The sequence below is a fragment of the Terriglobus albidus genome, assembly GCF_008000815.1.
GTDB classification, from domain to species: Bacteria; Acidobacteriota; Terriglobia; order Terriglobales; family Acidobacteriaceae; genus Terriglobus; species Terriglobus albidus_A.
The window spans coordinates 5,604,080-5,620,192 of the sequence record NZ_CP042806.1; the positions used below are offsets into that span (position 1 = coordinate 5,604,080).

General features: G+C 56.1%; 12 protein-coding genes. 4 read left to right on the forward strand and 8 right to left on the reverse strand.

Annotation, left to right across the window (positions count from 1 at the left end):
• Positions 1 to 225: 225 nt before the first annotated feature.
• Positions 226 to 519, forward strand: coding sequence for a hypothetical protein (locus FTW19_RS22440; protein WP_147649813.1), 294 nt, complete (start codon positions 226 to 228; stop codon positions 517 to 519).
• 146 nt (positions 520 to 665) lie between these two features.
• Here FTW19_RS22440 and FTW19_RS22445 read toward each other — a convergent pair whose 3' ends face one another.
• From FTW19_RS22445 to FTW19_RS22475, 7 genes are all read right to left on the reverse strand, one after another.
• Positions 666 to 974: an FtsX-like permease family protein gene (locus tag FTW19_RS22445; RefSeq protein ID WP_187143129.1), complete on the reverse strand. Its 309-nt coding sequence runs from the start codon at positions 972 to 974 to the stop codon at positions 666 to 668.
• Between the two features lie 32 nt (positions 975 to 1,006).
• A complete protein-coding gene (locus FTW19_RS22450) occupies positions 1,007 to 4,165 on the reverse strand; it encodes a TonB-dependent receptor (protein WP_147649815.1) in 3,159 nt (1,052 codons plus the stop codon).
• Between the two features lie 374 nt (positions 4,166 to 4,539).
• The gene (dgoD, locus tag FTW19_RS22455) at positions 4,540 to 5,946 is read right to left on the reverse strand and encodes a galactonate dehydratase (RefSeq protein ID WP_147649816.1); all 1,407 of its coding nucleotides are present in this window, start codon (positions 5,944 to 5,946) and stop codon (positions 4,540 to 4,542) included.
• Between the two features lie 251 nt (positions 5,947 to 6,197).
• Entirely contained in the window at positions 6,198 to 6,968 is a 771-nt protein-coding gene (locus tag FTW19_RS22460) for an SDR family oxidoreductase (protein ID WP_147649817.1), read from the reverse strand.
• A 304-nt stretch (positions 6,969 to 7,272) separates the two neighbouring features.
• On the reverse strand, positions 7,273 to 8,022 hold the full coding sequence (locus tag FTW19_RS22465) for a hypothetical protein (protein WP_147649818.1): 750 nt from the start codon (positions 8,020 to 8,022) through the stop codon (positions 7,273 to 7,275).
• A gap of 25 nt (positions 8,023 to 8,047) precedes the next feature.
• Positions 8,048 to 8,815: a biopolymer transporter Tol gene (locus tag FTW19_RS22470; RefSeq protein ID WP_147649819.1), complete on the reverse strand. Its 768-nt coding sequence runs from the start codon at positions 8,813 to 8,815 to the stop codon at positions 8,048 to 8,050.
• Between the two features lie 351 nt (positions 8,816 to 9,166).
• Complete coding sequence (locus FTW19_RS22475) at positions 9,167 to 10,180, reverse strand: carboxypeptidase regulatory-like domain-containing protein (RefSeq protein WP_147649820.1); 1,014 nt, start codon at positions 10,178 to 10,180, stop codon at positions 9,167 to 9,169.
• A gap of 147 nt (positions 10,181 to 10,327) precedes the next feature.
• Here FTW19_RS22475 and FTW19_RS22480 point away from each other — a divergent pair, with 147 nt between their 5' ends.
• A complete protein-coding gene (locus tag FTW19_RS22480) occupies positions 10,328 to 11,770 on the forward strand; it encodes a glucoamylase family protein (protein WP_147649821.1) in 1,443 nt (480 codons plus the stop codon).
• Positions 11,771 to 12,490: 720 nt separating this feature from the next.
• Here FTW19_RS22480 and FTW19_RS22485 read toward each other — a convergent pair.
• The gene (locus tag FTW19_RS22485; protein WP_147645881.1) at positions 12,491 to 13,567 is read right to left on the reverse strand and encodes an IS5 family transposase; all 1,077 of its coding nucleotides are present in this window, start codon (positions 13,565 to 13,567) and stop codon (positions 12,491 to 12,493) included.
• 362 nt (positions 13,568 to 13,929) lie between these two features.
• Here FTW19_RS22485 and FTW19_RS22490 point away from each other — a divergent pair, with 362 nt between their 5' ends.
• Positions 13,930 to 14,799: a 5'-3' exonuclease gene (locus tag FTW19_RS22490; RefSeq protein WP_147649822.1), complete on the forward strand. Its 870-nt coding sequence runs from the start codon at positions 13,930 to 13,932 to the stop codon at positions 14,797 to 14,799.
• Between the two features lie 155 nt (positions 14,800 to 14,954).
• Positions 14,955 to 16,037 carry an IS110 family transposase gene (locus tag FTW19_RS22495; RefSeq protein WP_222705456.1) on the forward strand — a complete coding sequence of 361 codons (1,083 nt, stop codon included), beginning with the start codon at positions 14,955 to 14,957 and terminating at the stop codon, positions 16,035 to 16,037.
• Positions 16,038 to 16,113 lie beyond the last annotated feature (76 nt).

A 16,113-nucleotide genomic window follows, 5' to 3' on the forward strand; every position in this document is an offset into this window, starting at 1 on the left:
CGGGGTGAGCTATTCGAGCGGAGCTCGAAACCAGTGGGAGCCGTGGGCTTCAGCCCACGGTCTATCGGTTCAATATAAAAATGGGCTTTAGCCCTGGGCCTTCTCTGCCCGTCAGGAGAAAACCCAGGGCTAAAGCCCATTTACTTTTATATGCTGTTATCAGCGGGCTGGAGCCCGCTGAACACCCCAGCCAGCAAAGCTGGCCGGGGACCCATGGGATTATCAATGCACCTCACCGCGGTTGGCACGGCGGAACGCCAATCGATCGTGATTATCCTGCATCAGTCATCACAGATCCCGACCACATGGTCCATGAGTGGACACCAAAGGGTCTTTGCCAAGCACGCAAGTAAGCGAAGACAAGTCTCGAGTAGCGCCAAAAACTCATTCGGCTTGGAGCGTCGTGATTGGATCAAGGCGAAGGCGGCGCATTCGCTGAACGTGCAGCTTTTGGCGGCGAAGATGGTGCTCGCAGGTGGAGTCAATCCTCTGGAGATGCCTAGCCTGATCCAAAGCTAACGGTTATCATGATGATCCACCATGATCTACCGTCGTATCTTCTTTGTCTCTCTTGCGGCCTTTATCGTAACCACCGTTGGCTGCTTGGGATTCGTGTATATCTCGTTCAGGTACTTCACCTATCAGGGCAACGGGATGGATTGGATTTATACCGCTGGAGGTTTTGCAGTCTTAATTTGGATGGCAAGTGCATTTTGCACTGTTCTGGCAGCCGTCATGATGGCGACACGCCGTAGAGCAGACCGGGACATGAGGTGAGAGACGATGAGCGCGCCAACTACACCCAGTCCAGTACCGGCGGCAGTCAGGCCGGCGCCCCGGCGCAAGACAATCCTGAGGATGTTGCCTCTTTGAACTCCCCATGCGAGGCGAATGGCGATCTCTCGTCTCTGTTCATTCACGACATACGAAATCGTCCCGTAGAAGCCCTGCGAGCAGCAAGCAGAGGCATCCAAAATCAGGACACCTCCGCTTAGCATGCCAGGGTTCAGAACAGGTACTTGATTGCCAGCTGTAGCTCGCGGTTGTTCAAACGGGTTGAGGTGATCTGGCCGAACGTACCATCTCCCAGGTTGGAATCCGGTGTCGACCACTGCGGAGTGTTGAAGGCGTTGAATGCTTCGAAGCGGATCTGAAGTTGATGGGCCTCGTTGAAAGGCATTGCAACGTTCTTCATCACGGCGAGGTTTACTACGTCGGTTGCAGGCGACACAAGAGGATTCCGCGTCGACGTCCCATAGTGCAGCGTGCTGAGCGTAAACGCATCCGTATTGAACCAGTTGTCAATGGAGCGATGTGCCACCGACAAAGTCGAACCAGGAACCCTGTCGGGACGTTGCCACTGGTTATCCGTATTCTGTCCGTCACTGCTCTGCAGGACATCGTAAGGATTTCCGCTCGCAAGCTGTACCAGTCCGTTCAATGCCCAGCCGTCGGCCAACAACTTTGCGGCCATCGCATCGCTCTTGTTGAAAGCAGGAAGCTTCCACACGTAGCCCATGGATAGGTTGTGCCTTTGGTCAGTCGTTCCGCTTGCCCACTCATGCGGGTTGCGAGGGTTCTGACACCCGCAGCCGCCGCCATTCGTATCAAAGGCCTGGTTATCCAGCTCATGAGACAACGTGTACGCAGCCGTAAAGCTCAGCCCTTTGGTGAACCGATGCTCGAAGTGCATCTGCAAACCGTTGTAGTTCGATGCTCCATCGAAATCCTGATAGCGGATCCGAGCGAAGGTATTGTAGGGCCGTCGCCCCTGGACCGGATTGACCAGGTCGCCCGGCGCAGGCGAGTTGAAATTCTTGATACTGCTGTCGATATGGCTGCCATTCACACCGACGTAGCTTACGTCCAGCACATTGGATCCGAACTGTTTTGAAACAGTCAGATTGTAGGTTTGCAGATAGAGGTCCGGGCGCCTACGATCCGCAGGAAGAGTTACGGCATTGAAATAAGGATTCGCGGGATAGAGCGAGGCCGGCACGGGGTTCTGAATCGTCGCAACCGGATTGCTGCTGGGATTGGTTATGGTGAGACTGCCTGCCGTTGGAGGATTCAGCTGCAGGATGTTGATATTGTCGAACTGTCCGCCATAGTAGAAGATTCCGTATCCACCGCGAACCACCATCGTAGGTGTCACACTGTAGGCAAAGCCCAATCGCGGCCCGAAGTCTTTATGGGTGATCGACCAGATGTTGTTCAACCGTTGGCCCGGAGCCGGCGTGAATACCGGCACAGCGCCACTGAAGTCGAGCGTACGGCTGACGTTGTTCACATCAACCGGCGGAGCGAACAGGTCATAACGAATGCCAAGATTGACCGTCAGTTTTGAGTTCACACGCCAGTTGTCCTGCACGTAGTAAGCCGAGCGCCATTGCCGGGCCTTTGTGATCGGAACACCTTCAGGAGTAAGGCTGGTGCGTGGGAAACCGAGCATGAAGTCCGCAGCGGGATCCCCGGTGATATCTCCGGTGAAGTCCATCTCTCCAAAGGGCGTGTTGTTCGTCGTCGCGTCGTCGAGCACATAGCGGATGTCGGTGCCGAAGATCAGTGTGTGTTTGCCATGGGTCCACGTCAGATTGTCGGCAAGCTGATAGGTCCGGCTGTAATCAAGATTCGATGCTGCGAGGTCGTCACCCATGCCCAGATATCCAGCGATATTGAGGATGGGGAAGCCTTCTTCATTGGGATTCAGAGGCCGGCCATTCGGACCGCCGACTTTGAACCCATTGATCCCTAGAGATTCAACTGTAAAACCCGTGCCAGTCCGCGTACTCGACTGCTTCACGTGTTCGAGGTTCGTGCCGGCGCGAAGCTCGTTGAGCAGCTTCGGCGAGAAGATATGGAGATATTGCAGCGCAACGTTGTGGATTGGATATGTACCGGTGAAGTGAAAGTTAGGATTCACATCAGTCACCGGAAAGTCGCGGATGGCATAGATGTAATGGAGGAATACCTGGTCGCGGTCGCTGAACTTGTGATCGAGCCGAACGATACCCTGGTTTACACTCAACCGGCCAGAGTTGACCCCAGCATAGTTCGTACTGCCACTGCTGTTTGGCAGGGGCATATACGTATTGATGATGTTCTGGGCTACGGCATTCACTGGAATCTGGTTGTTTGGGTATGGGTTACCGGTAAACGGGTTAATGATGGGAGTCGATGAGGCGGAAAAATCGCCTTTGCGCTGCGCCGGCGTCAGAACATTCGCCGTCGATGGAAACTCCTCAATGGAGCGAAGGCTTTCATAACTGAGAAAGAAAAAGGTATTGTCCTTGATGATCGGACCACCAACTGTTGCTCCAAATTGATTCTGCTTCAATACATTTTTCGAAAGCGGAGCGGGGCGGAAGTAGTTACGCGCATCGACTGCATCATTACGAATGAATTCGAATGCGCTGCCGTGGAATTTATTCGTTCCCGACTTCAACTGGATATTTACATTCGAGCCGGCACTTCCACCGTACTCCGCGGAGTAGTTGCCGGTTTGCACGGTGAACTCTTCGATTGCGTCGATGGAAGGATAGAGATTCACATACGCATGCCGATTGTTCACCATCGTGATGCCATCGACGTTGATCTGCCCCCAGGTCGAGCGGCCGCCATTGGAAGATATGGCGGAACCGTCGGTGCTCGATGAATGAAGATCGGGATTGTAGACACTGACACCCGGGGTCAACACGGCGAGATCATCGAACTTCCTTCCATTCAACGGAAGATTCTGGGTTCGTTCTGTATCGATCACTGCGCCCAGCGAGGCATTCTCGCTCTGCAATAAAGGCTGACTGGCTTCGACCTGCACAGTCTGGTCCGATGCACCGGCACTTAACGTAAAGTCGATCTTTTCCTGTTGATTGAGAGTCAGGACGATCCCAGTCTTTTTCTGCCTTGCGAATCCCTGGGCTTCAATCGCAACATCATAGGTTCCCGGAGCAAGATAGCGGACAGCGTACTGGCCTTCGCTGCCCGTGACGATGGCCTTTCGGGTGCCTGTCGCAGGAGACGTGATCGTGATTGTCGCGCCAGGCAAGACTGCACCTGAACTATCCGTGGCCGTTCCCAGAATGCCGGTGTCAAAGGATTGACACCAAAGCGGACAGGCCATTGCAAAACACAGTATTGTCGCCAGAAAAGCGAGACGGGTACACATCGGGGGAGACCCTCCTGAGCATTGAGTTTGCGTTCAGAGATGGGGAAGCAACGCTTTAGCGCGGTACGATGTCTACGATTTCAACTATTAAGGACTTGTTACGACGATGGGCGATTATAGTCATGCCATGGTCGTCCGAGGACAGGGGCAAATGACCTAGTAAACGCTAGGAAATTCCTGCTTATAAATTTTATTGATCAATAGGTGAAAGTAATTTTTTGCCGGTAACACGGCAGATCCGCGGCCCAATACACGTACCGACAAACGTACTCGAGGTCTGCTTCTGTATACCCATCCCATTTCGAATGATGACAACAGTGCTTACCACTCATTGAATCGGAGTTGCGATGCTGATGTATGGAACATCACAAATCTCAATGGTCGCGTACGGAGCCGTCTGTCGCATCCCACATCTCCGGGAACTTCCATTCCGGGATGCCGCGCTCATTGTCGATGAGGTTGTCATCCAGCTCGATGCCGAGCCCTGGCCCGTCCAGATTGCCCTTCAGGACAATATTGCCCTCGGTCATCACGAATGGCTTTTTGATGTAGCTCTTCCCCATCGGGCTGCGCTGCACATTGGGCGGCCCTCCCTTCACCGCCTGCAGCGACGGCACCTCATGTGCGAGGAAGTTCGGGATCGACGCCGCCACATGCATTGAGGCGGCAAAGCCCACCACACCTTCCTTCGAGTGCGGCAGCATATCGGCATAAAAGGCCTCCGCGAGCGTGGCAACCGCCTTCAGCTCGGTGATGCCGCCCACATGCGTAACGTCCGGCTGCAGCAGTTGCGCCGCGCCGGCCGTCAGCAGGTCACGGAACTGCCACTTCGTCACCATGCGCTCGCCCGTGGCGAAGGGGAACACTGTCTTCTTCGCCATCTCCGCCATCAAAGGCAGGTTCTGGAACTGGATCGGCTCCTCATAGAACCAGGGGCGGAAGGGCTCGAGCGCCTTGATGATCTCCATCGCGGCGGGCGGCTCATGCTCGCCATGCATCTCGATGCCCAGGTCGAAGTCGGGACCGACGAGCTCGCGGATCGCCTTTACCTTTTCGACAAAGCCGTCGATGTAGTACGGGCTCTCAGACGAGCGTGACAGCCGGCCTCGTGTGGACGAGACGCTGGTCTTCATCGACCGGTAGCCCTGGGCGAGCACGTGGGTTCGGGTTTCTTCGACACTCTCGGCCTGGCCGTAGCATTTGATGCGATCCCGCGTGGGGCCACCCAGAAGGTCATAGATTGGAACTCCCAGAGCCTTGCCCTTGATGTCCCACATCGCGATATCGACCGCGCCCAGCGCGGAGGTGAGGACAATATCGCCGCGATAGAACGCGTGCCGGTAGATCGCCTGCCAGTGGTGTGCCGGCCGGCGTGCGTCCTTGCCGATGAGGTAGGGCTCGATCTCCTTGATGGCGGCGACCACCGTGGGGATGCGTCCCTCCACAGTGCCCTCGCCGATACCGGTGATACCGGCATCGGTGTGCATCTTGATAAAGATGCTGCGCAGCGAGTTGACCGGGATGATCTCGAGTCCGGTTATCTTGATCTCGTCGCGCGGGTCGGCCAAAGCGGAGGCGTGGTTCACCGGCTGCGCGGCAAGGTTGCGCTCGCTCGCGAGCAGGCCGCCCAAGCCCATGGCGGCGGTTTTCATCCAGGTGCGGCGTGACTGGGCCATCGGCGATTCCCTCGGTGTGATTCCAGGAAACGCTGGAGCATTTTTCCTGTAAGTGTAGTGTAGGGTTTCCGCATCTATGGGCGTTTTCCGCAATGAAAACGCCACTGTACTCCCCTCCCGGGATACCCAGCAACAGGAAAAGTGCTCTATCACCTGCGCCGTGAGAACGTCATCATGCAGCGTACCGGCTCGTGGTAAAGGCTGTAGGAATTTTCCTGTGGCGCTTGTCAGTAGTTACCTGATCATTTCCGGTAAGACGGCTTCGCGGAACTCATGCGGATCAACGAGTGCATTCGCTATTTGGCACCAACCCGGAAGTATCTCTGACGAGGAGAGCGTTTATCGGAACTTTGAGATCAGCGGATCGAGTAGCCACCATCGACGACCACCGTGGTCCCCGTGACGAAATCGGATGCTCGCGACGCTAAGAACACCGCAGCCCCAGCAAGCTCTTCCGCCTGCCCCCACCGCCCCGCGGGAGTCCGCAGCATGATTTCATTATGCATCGCGGGCATCGTTTTCACCGGAGCAGTCATCTCCGTCTCGAACCATCCCGGTGCGATCGCGTTCACTTGAACGTTCCCCGGAGCAAACTCGATCGCCATCGACTTCGTGAGTTGGATAATCGCTCCCTTCGCGGCGCTATATGAAGGGATAAGCCCCGACCCGAAAAACGAGTACATGCTTCCGATATTGATGATCTTGCCCGCCCTGCGACTGAGCATCCCCCTGGCAGCGATCTTGGATAGAAGAAACGTTGCATGCAGATGAGTTGCGATTACGTTGTCCCAGTCGGCATCTGCTTCGTTCATGATGCCGCCGCTCAGAGAGACATTCCCGGCGTTGTTGACGAGAATGTCGACAGCCCCCAGTTTCGCTTCCACGGCTTCGAAGGCTGGGGCAAGATCGTCCCGCCGGGTAAGATCGAGTGCCACGGCCGTACAAGGAACGCCAGCTTCTCGAAGCTCTTGCAGCACGGCGTTGTTCTTGGCTTCGGTTCTGCCCAGCACTGCAACAGCGGCACCCGCCCTGGCTAGTCCCAAAGCGATTCCGCGACCGAGACCACCGTTACCGCCGGTAACGACAGCGACTTTGCCCTTTAAATCAAACAGCTCGCCATTCGACATCACAACCTCCATTGCGAGTCCGGAAGATCAGTTCCGCCTCATAACGATGTGTGAACAGACTGATCCTACTACGAGCCGCCGACCTCAAAGCCTCAACCAAAGGACTGGAAAAATCTGGCCGCATTAAGTACCGGGAAGCCGGCTTACCGGAAGTGACCGGTTTGTGACGGGAAAAGCCTTTATCAGGATTGAATTTATGTTCAGCTGCCTTCTGGCCAGAAGACCTCGGTAATCGCAGATCGGTTGTGCTCAAGAATCCAGTTGACTTCGGACCGGTCCCGCGAACGGCAGACATAGGCGTTCGCTACGGTTGTGCTCGGCGCGTTGCCTTTCGCCGTACGGCGGATTTTGCTATCTGCTTCCCGCACGAGGGCGGGACGTTGGCCATCTGCTTTGCGAAGACATGGTAGCTTTGTGTGCCCGGTTGCAGCGTGGACCAGTAACTGCTGCGGGAGAGCAGAGGCTTATCATGGTCGATGATTTGGGTCTTCAGTATCCGCATTCCGCAGGCAAGATTGCGCTCAGGCTGAAGGATCGTGCGGGCTGGGTCTTTGAGACCGAGCCGGCTGTCGGCCTGCCAATCGAAGTTACAGCCGTAGGTTTCTCCGTCCTGATAAGAAAGTTGCAACAGGCCTTCCTGCCGCATGGGACGGCGCGTGATCTTATCCGTCTTCGCAACGGCGGGCTGCGTGTGTTGGGCGGTTGCCTCGGGTTTCAGGCCTGCTTCAGCGGCCGCCATGGCCTGTATCGTGTACGCCCAGAACGCCCGCTTGTCGGCTTCTGACGCGGCGGAGAAGGCCGGGCAGTACGACTCTACAGCCTTTGCAGCCTTGGCAGACAACATTTCAGGCGGGAGATTCTTCTCAATGAAGGTATCCCAGACTTGTGTCCACGCGTTCTCGGTACCCAGCTCGTCCTTCTTTTCAGAGAGCGGAGTAGCGGGTGCAGGCTTGACCGCGGGCTGAATGGGCGCGGGCGGTGGGGTCTGAGACTGCTTGCAGCCAGTAACGGATAAAACAATCGTGAGTAAGACAGAGCCGGCGCGGTATAGCATAGTCGGTGAATTCCAGGCGAAACAGCTACTCGACCTTGCTTGCTTTATTCAGCAGCACCACGTGAGAGAAGACTCCCGTGTCGGGCGTGGTTGGGAGATGCGAACAGAAACCAATGCCCACATAAAACGGTGCGTCGAAGTGCATTGTCAGCGGAGGCCCAAGCGGGTGCATCGGTTCACCCTTAATCGACGCGTAAATCGTGATCTCATCACCCTTCTTCCTGATCCCGATCCGCTGAGCAATCACTCCGTTGAGGGTGCCGCCAAAACGATATTCCATGTCGCTCATCTGCGCGCCTTTTTCCGGACGATCGGCTAAGTGAATCATGCCAGTGCCGTGCATACCGACCATGGCTTCCTTCGAGTCGTCCTCAAGTGTCTGCCGGACTACCAGCACGACCTTGCGATCGCCGTAACCGCCAGTCTTCGGAAAACTGGTATTCGCCGCAAGAGAGACATCGCCGGACATCCTCTTGAAGAGAAAATGGAACTCGTCCCGCTGGTACCAAATGTTGTATCCGGCCGAGGTCACCGTATATTGCCCGATGGACTTGTCGTATCTGCCGCTGCCTTCCACAAGCGCGCCACCCACGTCCGCCTGCCCATCGAAGATGCCGATGGGCATATTGTCGATCCGGCTGGATCGGTGGAAATCGGAAGGTGGAGGCACCTGCTTATGCGTCGGCGAGCCGGGCAGCGCCCAGTCCGGCGCCTGCGGTTGCTGTGCTGTCGACAGAAGGCTGAGTGGTCCTATGAGTAATGCAAATGCAGCGCAATAAGCATGCTTTCTCATCGCCTCAGCACTCTAGCAGATGGTGGTGAGAAGTTGCCACGAACTTACAAACACTATGGATAGACGGTCAGACCATTTCCTCCGCCTGCCCAACCCGAAGGGACGCGAGTTAGTTTATGCGTAAACGAGGATCAAGCTGTGATCGAGTGGTCTTGGATACCGCAGTCCGCACTGCGAAAGCTCATGGTTCAATAACCTTCCAAAATCGCGCGCATGATCCATGCTCGACAGATGTAATAAGCCCTCATAATGTCGGCTTGTGGTCACCAACGCCTCAACTGACGAGAAGAGCGTTTAGCGGGACCAATCCTCCGCACCATTCCAGCCCCCACTCACCTATGTCATCGGTAATCAGAACCGGTAATCCGGCTTAAGTTCACAGCGGTAGACCGCAGTCTTCTCTTTCTCCGGTCCGGTCCGAACATTACAGACGGCCCAACTCAAGTTCAGGTGCGGACCCAGCGGGAATACCATGGGAGAGCCATCGATCTCACCCTGAAGGCTCACGCCTTCCTGAGTAGGTGGCAGGGTAAAGTTGAGCGTCCGACCGAAGATGACAGGGTACAGTTCACGGACGTTGGAACTGATTGTCGTGCGATAGACCTCAGCCTCCATCAGGAAGGTGGCTGTGTCCGACCAGTTCAGAGCTGCAACCCGGATGTTGCGGCCGCCATGAATAAATCCACTTGTGTCGATCCGGGTAAACGGGCACGGCCCTGCAATGCAGGAGGCTCTGACATTCTCGAACGTATTGTCCGCTCCAGCATCCAGCGACGCAGATCCCCAGGATGCCTTCCACTTCCCGTCCGGGGAACAAGGAGACTGATTTTCGCAGGGGACATTTCCTTTATTGATGACCTGAAAGGTCTTGACCGCGCTACCCACATTCGTCTCGGTCCTGGAGTTCGTCGTATATCTCACCCGGATGTTGGAAACCACCTTTTCCGGGCGTCTGGGCCCGGCTGCGATCTTCGCAGGAACCGGGATCATTGACGCAATGTATAGCTCGTTCTGGGTCTCCAATCTTCCAGTTTGCACATTTAAGTCAAGCGGTTCATAGGATGCATGCCGGAAACTGACCGTGACAGGCTTTCCGGACAGCACTCCTTTTTGCAGGACAATCTTGAAATATCCCGAAGCTTCGGACTGAGTCGTGGCACTCTTCACGCCATCCGATGCGGTGATCGCAACACCTGCGATTGGCAGTTCCTTCTCCGTGTCAGCATCGCGCTGGATTACTGCGCCTTCAATTGTGATCGATCGATGCACTGAGATTGATCTTAGCCAGTGCGCGCGCAGCAACAGCGCAATGACCACGGCTGCCAGAACTACGATCGTCGCCCAGATAATCTTCTTTCCCGTCATGCAACACCAGCAAACAAAGAGTTGGACTGCAACTCAGAGTACATGCTACCCAAGGCCCAGGGGCTGCTCTGATACAACGCACTCGTGCATCTATTATTCAATACAAAGCGTTGCTCGGAATCAGTTGGGCAATTACGGGTGGCCTGAATGAGCATAGATGAAAGCGAAGACGGAATCGACGGGAACAACGAGGCGCAAATTCGCAAAGTAACCGACCAGAGTGAGAATCGCACTTCCCGCCGCCAACTGCTGCGCCAGATTGCCGGCATCTCCCTTGGTCTGCCGCTCACCCAATTGGAAGCCCTTCCTGTGTGGGCGCCGGTCTCCGCGCAGCGACAGGCTGACAGAGAGCGCAGAGAGCCAACACCTGTGCCAGCGCAGACCGCCTTTTCACAAGAAGATGAGCAATTTCTGGACGATCTTGAGCATCAGACTTTCCTCTACTTCTGGGAGCAAGCCAACCCGCAGACCGGACTGATTAAAGATCGCTGCAACGTGCGCGCAGCGGACACAAGTATTGTCGCAAGCGTTGCGTCCACCGGCTTCGGACTGACTGCAATCTGCATTGCAGAAAAACGCGGCTTCATCTCCCACCAGGACGCACGCCTGCGCGTTATTACGACACTCGATTTTCTTTGGAAGAAACTGCCGACGCATCGCGGGTTCTTCTATCACTTTGCCAATATGAATACGGGCGAGAGAATATGGGACTCGGAAGTCTCTTCTGTCGATACGGCAATCTTGCTCTGCGGCATTCTTACCTGCCGCCAGTATTTTCGAGATCGCGACATCGTTCAACTTGCTCGTGCAATTTTTGACCGGGTTGACTGGACCTGGTTATCGGAAGACATCACATTGCTGCCTATGGGATGGACGCCCGAGTTCGGCTTCCTGCCTTCCAAGTGGGATTACTACAGCGAATTGATGATGATCTATCTGCTCGGAATGGGTTCTTCTACGCATCCCCTGCGTCCTGAGGCGTGGCTGGCGTGGAAGCGCACAACGTTCGAGTATGACGGATTGCGCTACATCGGCTCATTTGCTCCGCTCTTTGTACATCAGTACTCTCAGGCCTGGTTCGACTTCCGGCACAAACGCGACAAATACGCAGATTATTTTCAGAACTCAGCCATCGCCACGGAGGTACACCGCCGCTTCTGCGTGGAACTGGGCAGGACCTTTCCCGACTACAGCGATGATCTCTGGGGCATTACTGCCTCGGACTCCGACAAAGGCTACGTGATCTGGGGTGGCCCTCCGGCTATGGGTCCCATTGATGGAACCGTAGTCCCCGCTGCCACTGGAGGCTCATTGCCCTTTCTGTCTGACGCTACGATACGCGTCCTCAAAAACATCAAGAATCGGTTCCCGCAGACCTGGAGCCGCTACGGCTTCATCGATGCCTTCAATCCATTGAAAAAGTGGTACGACACTGACATCGTCGGCATCGACGCCGGGATCACAATGCTCATGGCGGAAAATGCACGTACCGGCTTCGTATGGGAAGTCTTCATGAAGAACCCGGAAGCACAACGTGGAATGGCGATTGCAGGTTTTAAAAGCTACAGCTCAGCTAGCCCATCCAGTTAACAGGATGGCGCTTGTGGAGCAATATGCTAGCTGACGAGAACGGCGTTTGTCCTACATCGCCCGCGACCACCTCCAGCGCGCCACCCAGTCGTTCCCAAGACGGAGCTGTTGCAGCTCATCGCCTTAGAGCATTTTCCCTGTTGCTGGGTATCCCGGAAGGGCGTGCAGTGGCGTTTTCTTTGCGGAAAACGCCCATAGATGCGGATGCTCTGGACTACACCTACAGGGAAAATGCTCTATCCGCAGCGGTTGCAGATGCCTGCAGTTCACGTCCGCAGGTATATTGGTCGCCCGGGAGTGAATGATGATTAATCCTTTCATGATGGGCCAGCCGACGTCCACGCTGAACGTGTATCTCGACTGTGCTGCCACCAATCCCTAGCGGCACCGGGCCGGACAGCCTAAACAATGCAGGCACATAAAAGGCGTACAGGGTTACCTGCCGCGCCGCTCCCTGCTTGAACGACGAAGCAGGCTAGGTGCCGAGTCTAAAGTTCGTGACATAAATCATGAAAACTTTAGTGCTTTATCGAGCGCTCTTCGCACCGCAAGTGCGAATGTCTTGCTTAAGGGGACGGCTTCACAGTTTGCGGAAAAACGCGTCTTTTCGCCTGCGGGTCAGTCTGTTGTGAGGGATCGGTGAGTTGTTTTGGTTCTCTATGGCACGTTGTTATGCGGTTTGGGTGGGTTTAGAGGGTGTTTAGACACACTACGGCCGTGTCATGACTGTGCTGGGATGGGAGGTATCAGCTTCACCAGCCGCAGGAGATTATGGGCTGCGGCCATGAGCTGTACCATCCAGTCCACCTTGCGTAGCCCACGCAGCTTGGTCTGTCGCATCGAACGGTCCAGCTTCATCCAACCGAAGACCTTCTCAACCAGTTTGCGTTTCCTCTGACTGATCGCATATCCCGGCTCGCTGCGTTCCTTGCTGTTGAGCCAGTTGGGCCATTTGGGGTTCGGCTCATACTCGGCCACGTGCGGCCTGACCTTGCGACGGCGCAGGGCCTTGATGAACTTCTCGTACTGATAGCCCTTGTCGGCTCCCAGCGTGATCCGCTTTTTACGCTTGATCCGCTTCAACATCTTCAGAGCCGCTGCACGTTCCTCTGTCGTCCCGGCCTGTGTGGCCATGGCCGCCACCACCAGACCGTTGCGGTTCTCGGTGATCACATGGCCCAGATAGCTGGGAACCGATGCTCCGCTGGAGCTCTTGCGATACAGCCGCGCTTCCGGATCGGTAGAGGACTCATGAGTATCACGCAGTAGCTTCTTACCACCCGCTCCCGTCCCACGGTCCGGAGGATCGGCCTTCTCATGGAAGCTGCGCCGGTTGGCCCATGCCTGGATCAGCGTGCCGTCCACCGTGAAGTGTTCTTCGCTGAGCAGCTTGTGCTGGCTAGCTTCCTCCAGCACCGCCAGCAGAAGCTTCTGGCTGGCTTCGCCGGCGATCAGACGCTCCCGGTTCTTGGTAAATACCGTCACGTCCCACACCGGATCGTCAATCTCCATGCCCACGAACCAGCGGAACAACAGGTTATAGTTCAGCTGCTCCATCAACTGCCGTTCCGAGCGAATCGAGTACAGCACCATCAGCAACTGCGCACGCAGCAGACGTTCCGGCGCGATCGATGGTCGCCCTGTCGCCGCGTAAAGCTGCGACAACTCACCATCCATCCGCTTCAGTGCCGCATCCACCATAGTCCGGATCCTCCGCACCGGATGATCCGATGCGATCCGCTGCTCCATCGTTACGTAACTGAACATCCCGCTCTGCTTCGCTTCTTCTCCCCGCATACCTCTCTCTTACGACAATCCCCGAAAAACGAAAAGAGTTTTTCCGCAAACTGTAAAGCCGTCCCGTCCCCGCACTGAAATACATGCGGCTTTAGCCGCTGAGGTACCGAGACTATGCCCCTCAGCGGCTAAAGCCGCGTCTCAGTGGAGATCAATACGGCACGGCTAAAAGCCGTGCCCTTAAGCAAAACAAAGCGCCTTTGGCGCTTCGGGTCAAGACAAGAACGCGCTGAAGGCCGCGTTCGCTGGGTGGGGAGCAAAGTTCACGTACCGGCGTGTAGTGAACGCACATGGGATGAGTTCGGTATTGATCGTGCTGCTCGTTGCTGCCACGTTTGGCATCAACTGATAAGGTTGATGCCATGGAAGTGCACCTGATCGATGGGACCTATGAGCTCTTTAGGCATTTTTATGCTCTCCCCTCGGCCAAAGACAGCGAAGGTCGCGAGGTTGCCGCTGTGCGCGGTGTTCTCGGTTCACTTCTGGGCATGATGCGCGCAGGTACGACGTACATCGGTGTGGCTACCGACCATGTGATTGAGTCCTTCCGGAATCAGATGTGGCCTGAATATAAGACCGGAGAGGGTGTGGACCCCCAGTTACTATCGCAGTTTCCGTTGTTGGAGGAGGCGCTCCGTGCGCTCGGAGTCGCAGTGTGGGCGATGGAGGAATATGAGGCAGACGATGCGCTGGCATCGGCGGCTTCTCTCGCACAGGACGATCTTCGGGTTGAGCGCGTGATCATCAGCACCCCGGACAAGGATCTTGCTCAGTGCGTTGTCGGCACACGCGTTGTGCAACTCGACCGGCGCAGGCGCCTCGAACGCGATGAACAGGGAGTTATCCAGAAGTTCGGAGTCAAACCAGGCTCCATTCCGGATTATCTCGCCTTGGTCGGTGACGCGTCCGATGGCTATCCGGGACTGCCAGGGTGGGGCGCCAAGTCTGCTTCTGCCGTTCTCTCTCGCTTCGGCAAACTGGAAGCGATCCCGTCCGACCCACGGGATTGGCAGGTGAACGTTTCCAATCCGAAAGGCCTCTCCGAGGTTCTCAATAGTAAACGGGATCTGGCATTTCTATTCCGGGACCTTGCTACCCTTCGAACGGATCTTCCGCTCTTCGCAACCGTTGACGATCTACTTTGGAAGGGTCCTACGACCACCTTTCCTCCCATAGCAGATCGCTTGGACAAGGCAAGCTTTTCGAAAGAGCGCGTTCCACGTTCCTCTTGAGACGGGAAGATTCGGAATGGGAACGTCCCGTCTGTTTGGATGTATAGGCGGTGAGGGGGCGTGGGCGGAAATGCAACAGGGTTCTCCTGGAGATTACGCTGCTGAGACTGGCTGTATCGAGCAGCCGGCTCAGAAATCCCAAACAGGAGAACCCCATGGATGTCCTTCACTATATCGGATTAGATGTGCACAAGAGGAGCATCAGCTACTGCATCAAGACGGTAGCTGGGCAGATCGTGCAAGAAGGCAAGCTACAGGCAAGCCGGCAGGAGCTGCGACGTTGGGCAGAGGAACTCCAGAGATGGAGCGGAGCGATGGAAGCGACGCTGTTCAGTGCCTGGATCTACGATACGTTGAAGCCGTACGCGGAGCGGCTGGTGATGGGACATCCTGCGAAAATGCGAGCCGTCACTGCTGGCAAGAAGAAGAGCGATACGATCGATGCGCGAACGATCGCCGATCTGTTGCGATGCGATCTGTTACCGGAGTGCTATGTGATGCCGCCGCAGATGCGCGATCTGAGACGGCTGCTGCGTTATCGCAGCATGGTGGTCCAGCAATCGGTGCGGATGCAGAACAAGATGGCTGGGCTGCTGATGGAAAGCGGGACTGTCTTCCACAAGGAAAAGCTGCACGGCAAGAAATACTTCTCCGCTCTGATCGAGACACTGGAAGAAGTGCCGGAGTCAGTGAAGGATCTGCTGCGGATGAGCCGCAGTTCGATGGAGCTGTTCCAGTCGGCACAGAAGCAGATCGCCCAGAGGCTGTTATCGGAGCCGGCCTTAGAGCAGCGGATCGAGCGTCTGATGAGCATCCCCGGAGTGGGTCCGATCACGGCGTTGACCTGGGCCTTGGAGGTTGGCGATCCGTATCGCTTCTCCTCCATCGGGGACGCGGTGAGTTACTGCGGTCTGACGGCTGCGTTCCGGTCCTCTGCCGGCAAGCAGCAACGAGGACCCATTTCCAAACAGCGCAATGCGTGGCTGCAGACGGTGCTGATCGAAGCAGCCAAACTGGCGCCACGCTGGAACCCGCAACTGGCGGCGCTGCATGCCAAACAACTGGAGCTCGGACATCGCAATCGGGCCACGCTGCAACTAGCACGCAAGCTGGTGGCTTATCTGCTGGCGGTGGACAAGAGCGGCCAGCCCTTCCGGATCGTGACTTCGCCACCGGAAACAAAAGACGCCATGAAGACAAAAACGAAAAAGCAGCCTCTGCTCACTCAAGCTGCCTAATACCAGTTCGACCTGTCAGCGATCCACCGGCCGGTCCTTGCTCGCTTGGGGACTGTGCAACGGAGCAGCAGCTCCG

Coding starts and splice junctions, on each gene's coding strand:
- FTW19_RS22440 (WP_147649813.1), top strand. CDS start 226: ATGCACCTCACCGCGGTTGGCACGGCGGAACGCCAATCGATCGTGATT.
- FTW19_RS22450 (WP_147649815.1), bottom strand. CDS start 4,165: ATGTGTACCCGTCTCGCTTTTCTGGCGACAATACTGTGTTTTGCAATG.
- FTW19_RS22460 (WP_147649817.1), bottom strand. CDS start 6,968: ATGTCGAATGGCGAGCTGTTTGATTTAAAGGGCAAAGTCGCTGTCGTT.
- FTW19_RS22465 (WP_147649818.1), bottom strand. CDS start 8,022: ATGCTATACCGCGCCGGCTCTGTCTTACTCACGATTGTTTTATCCGTT.
- FTW19_RS22470 (WP_147649819.1), bottom strand. CDS start 8,815: ATGAGAAAGCATGCTTATTGCGCTGCATTTGCATTACTCATAGGACCA.
- FTW19_RS22475 (WP_147649820.1), bottom strand. CDS start 10,180: ATGACGGGAAAGAAGATTATCTGGGCGACGATCGTAGTTCTGGCAGCC.
- FTW19_RS22480 (WP_147649821.1), top strand. CDS start 10,328: ATGAGCATAGATGAAAGCGAAGACGGAATCGACGGGAACAACGAGGCG.
- FTW19_RS22485 (WP_147645881.1), bottom strand. CDS start 13,567: ATGCGGGGAGAAGAAGCGAAGCAGAGCGGGATGTTCAGTTACGTAACG.
- FTW19_RS22490 (WP_147649822.1), top strand. CDS start 13,930: ATGGAAGTGCACCTGATCGATGGGACCTATGAGCTCTTTAGGCATTTT.
- FTW19_RS22495 (WP_222705456.1), top strand. CDS start 14,955: ATGGATGTCCTTCACTATATCGGATTAGATGTGCACAAGAGGAGCATC.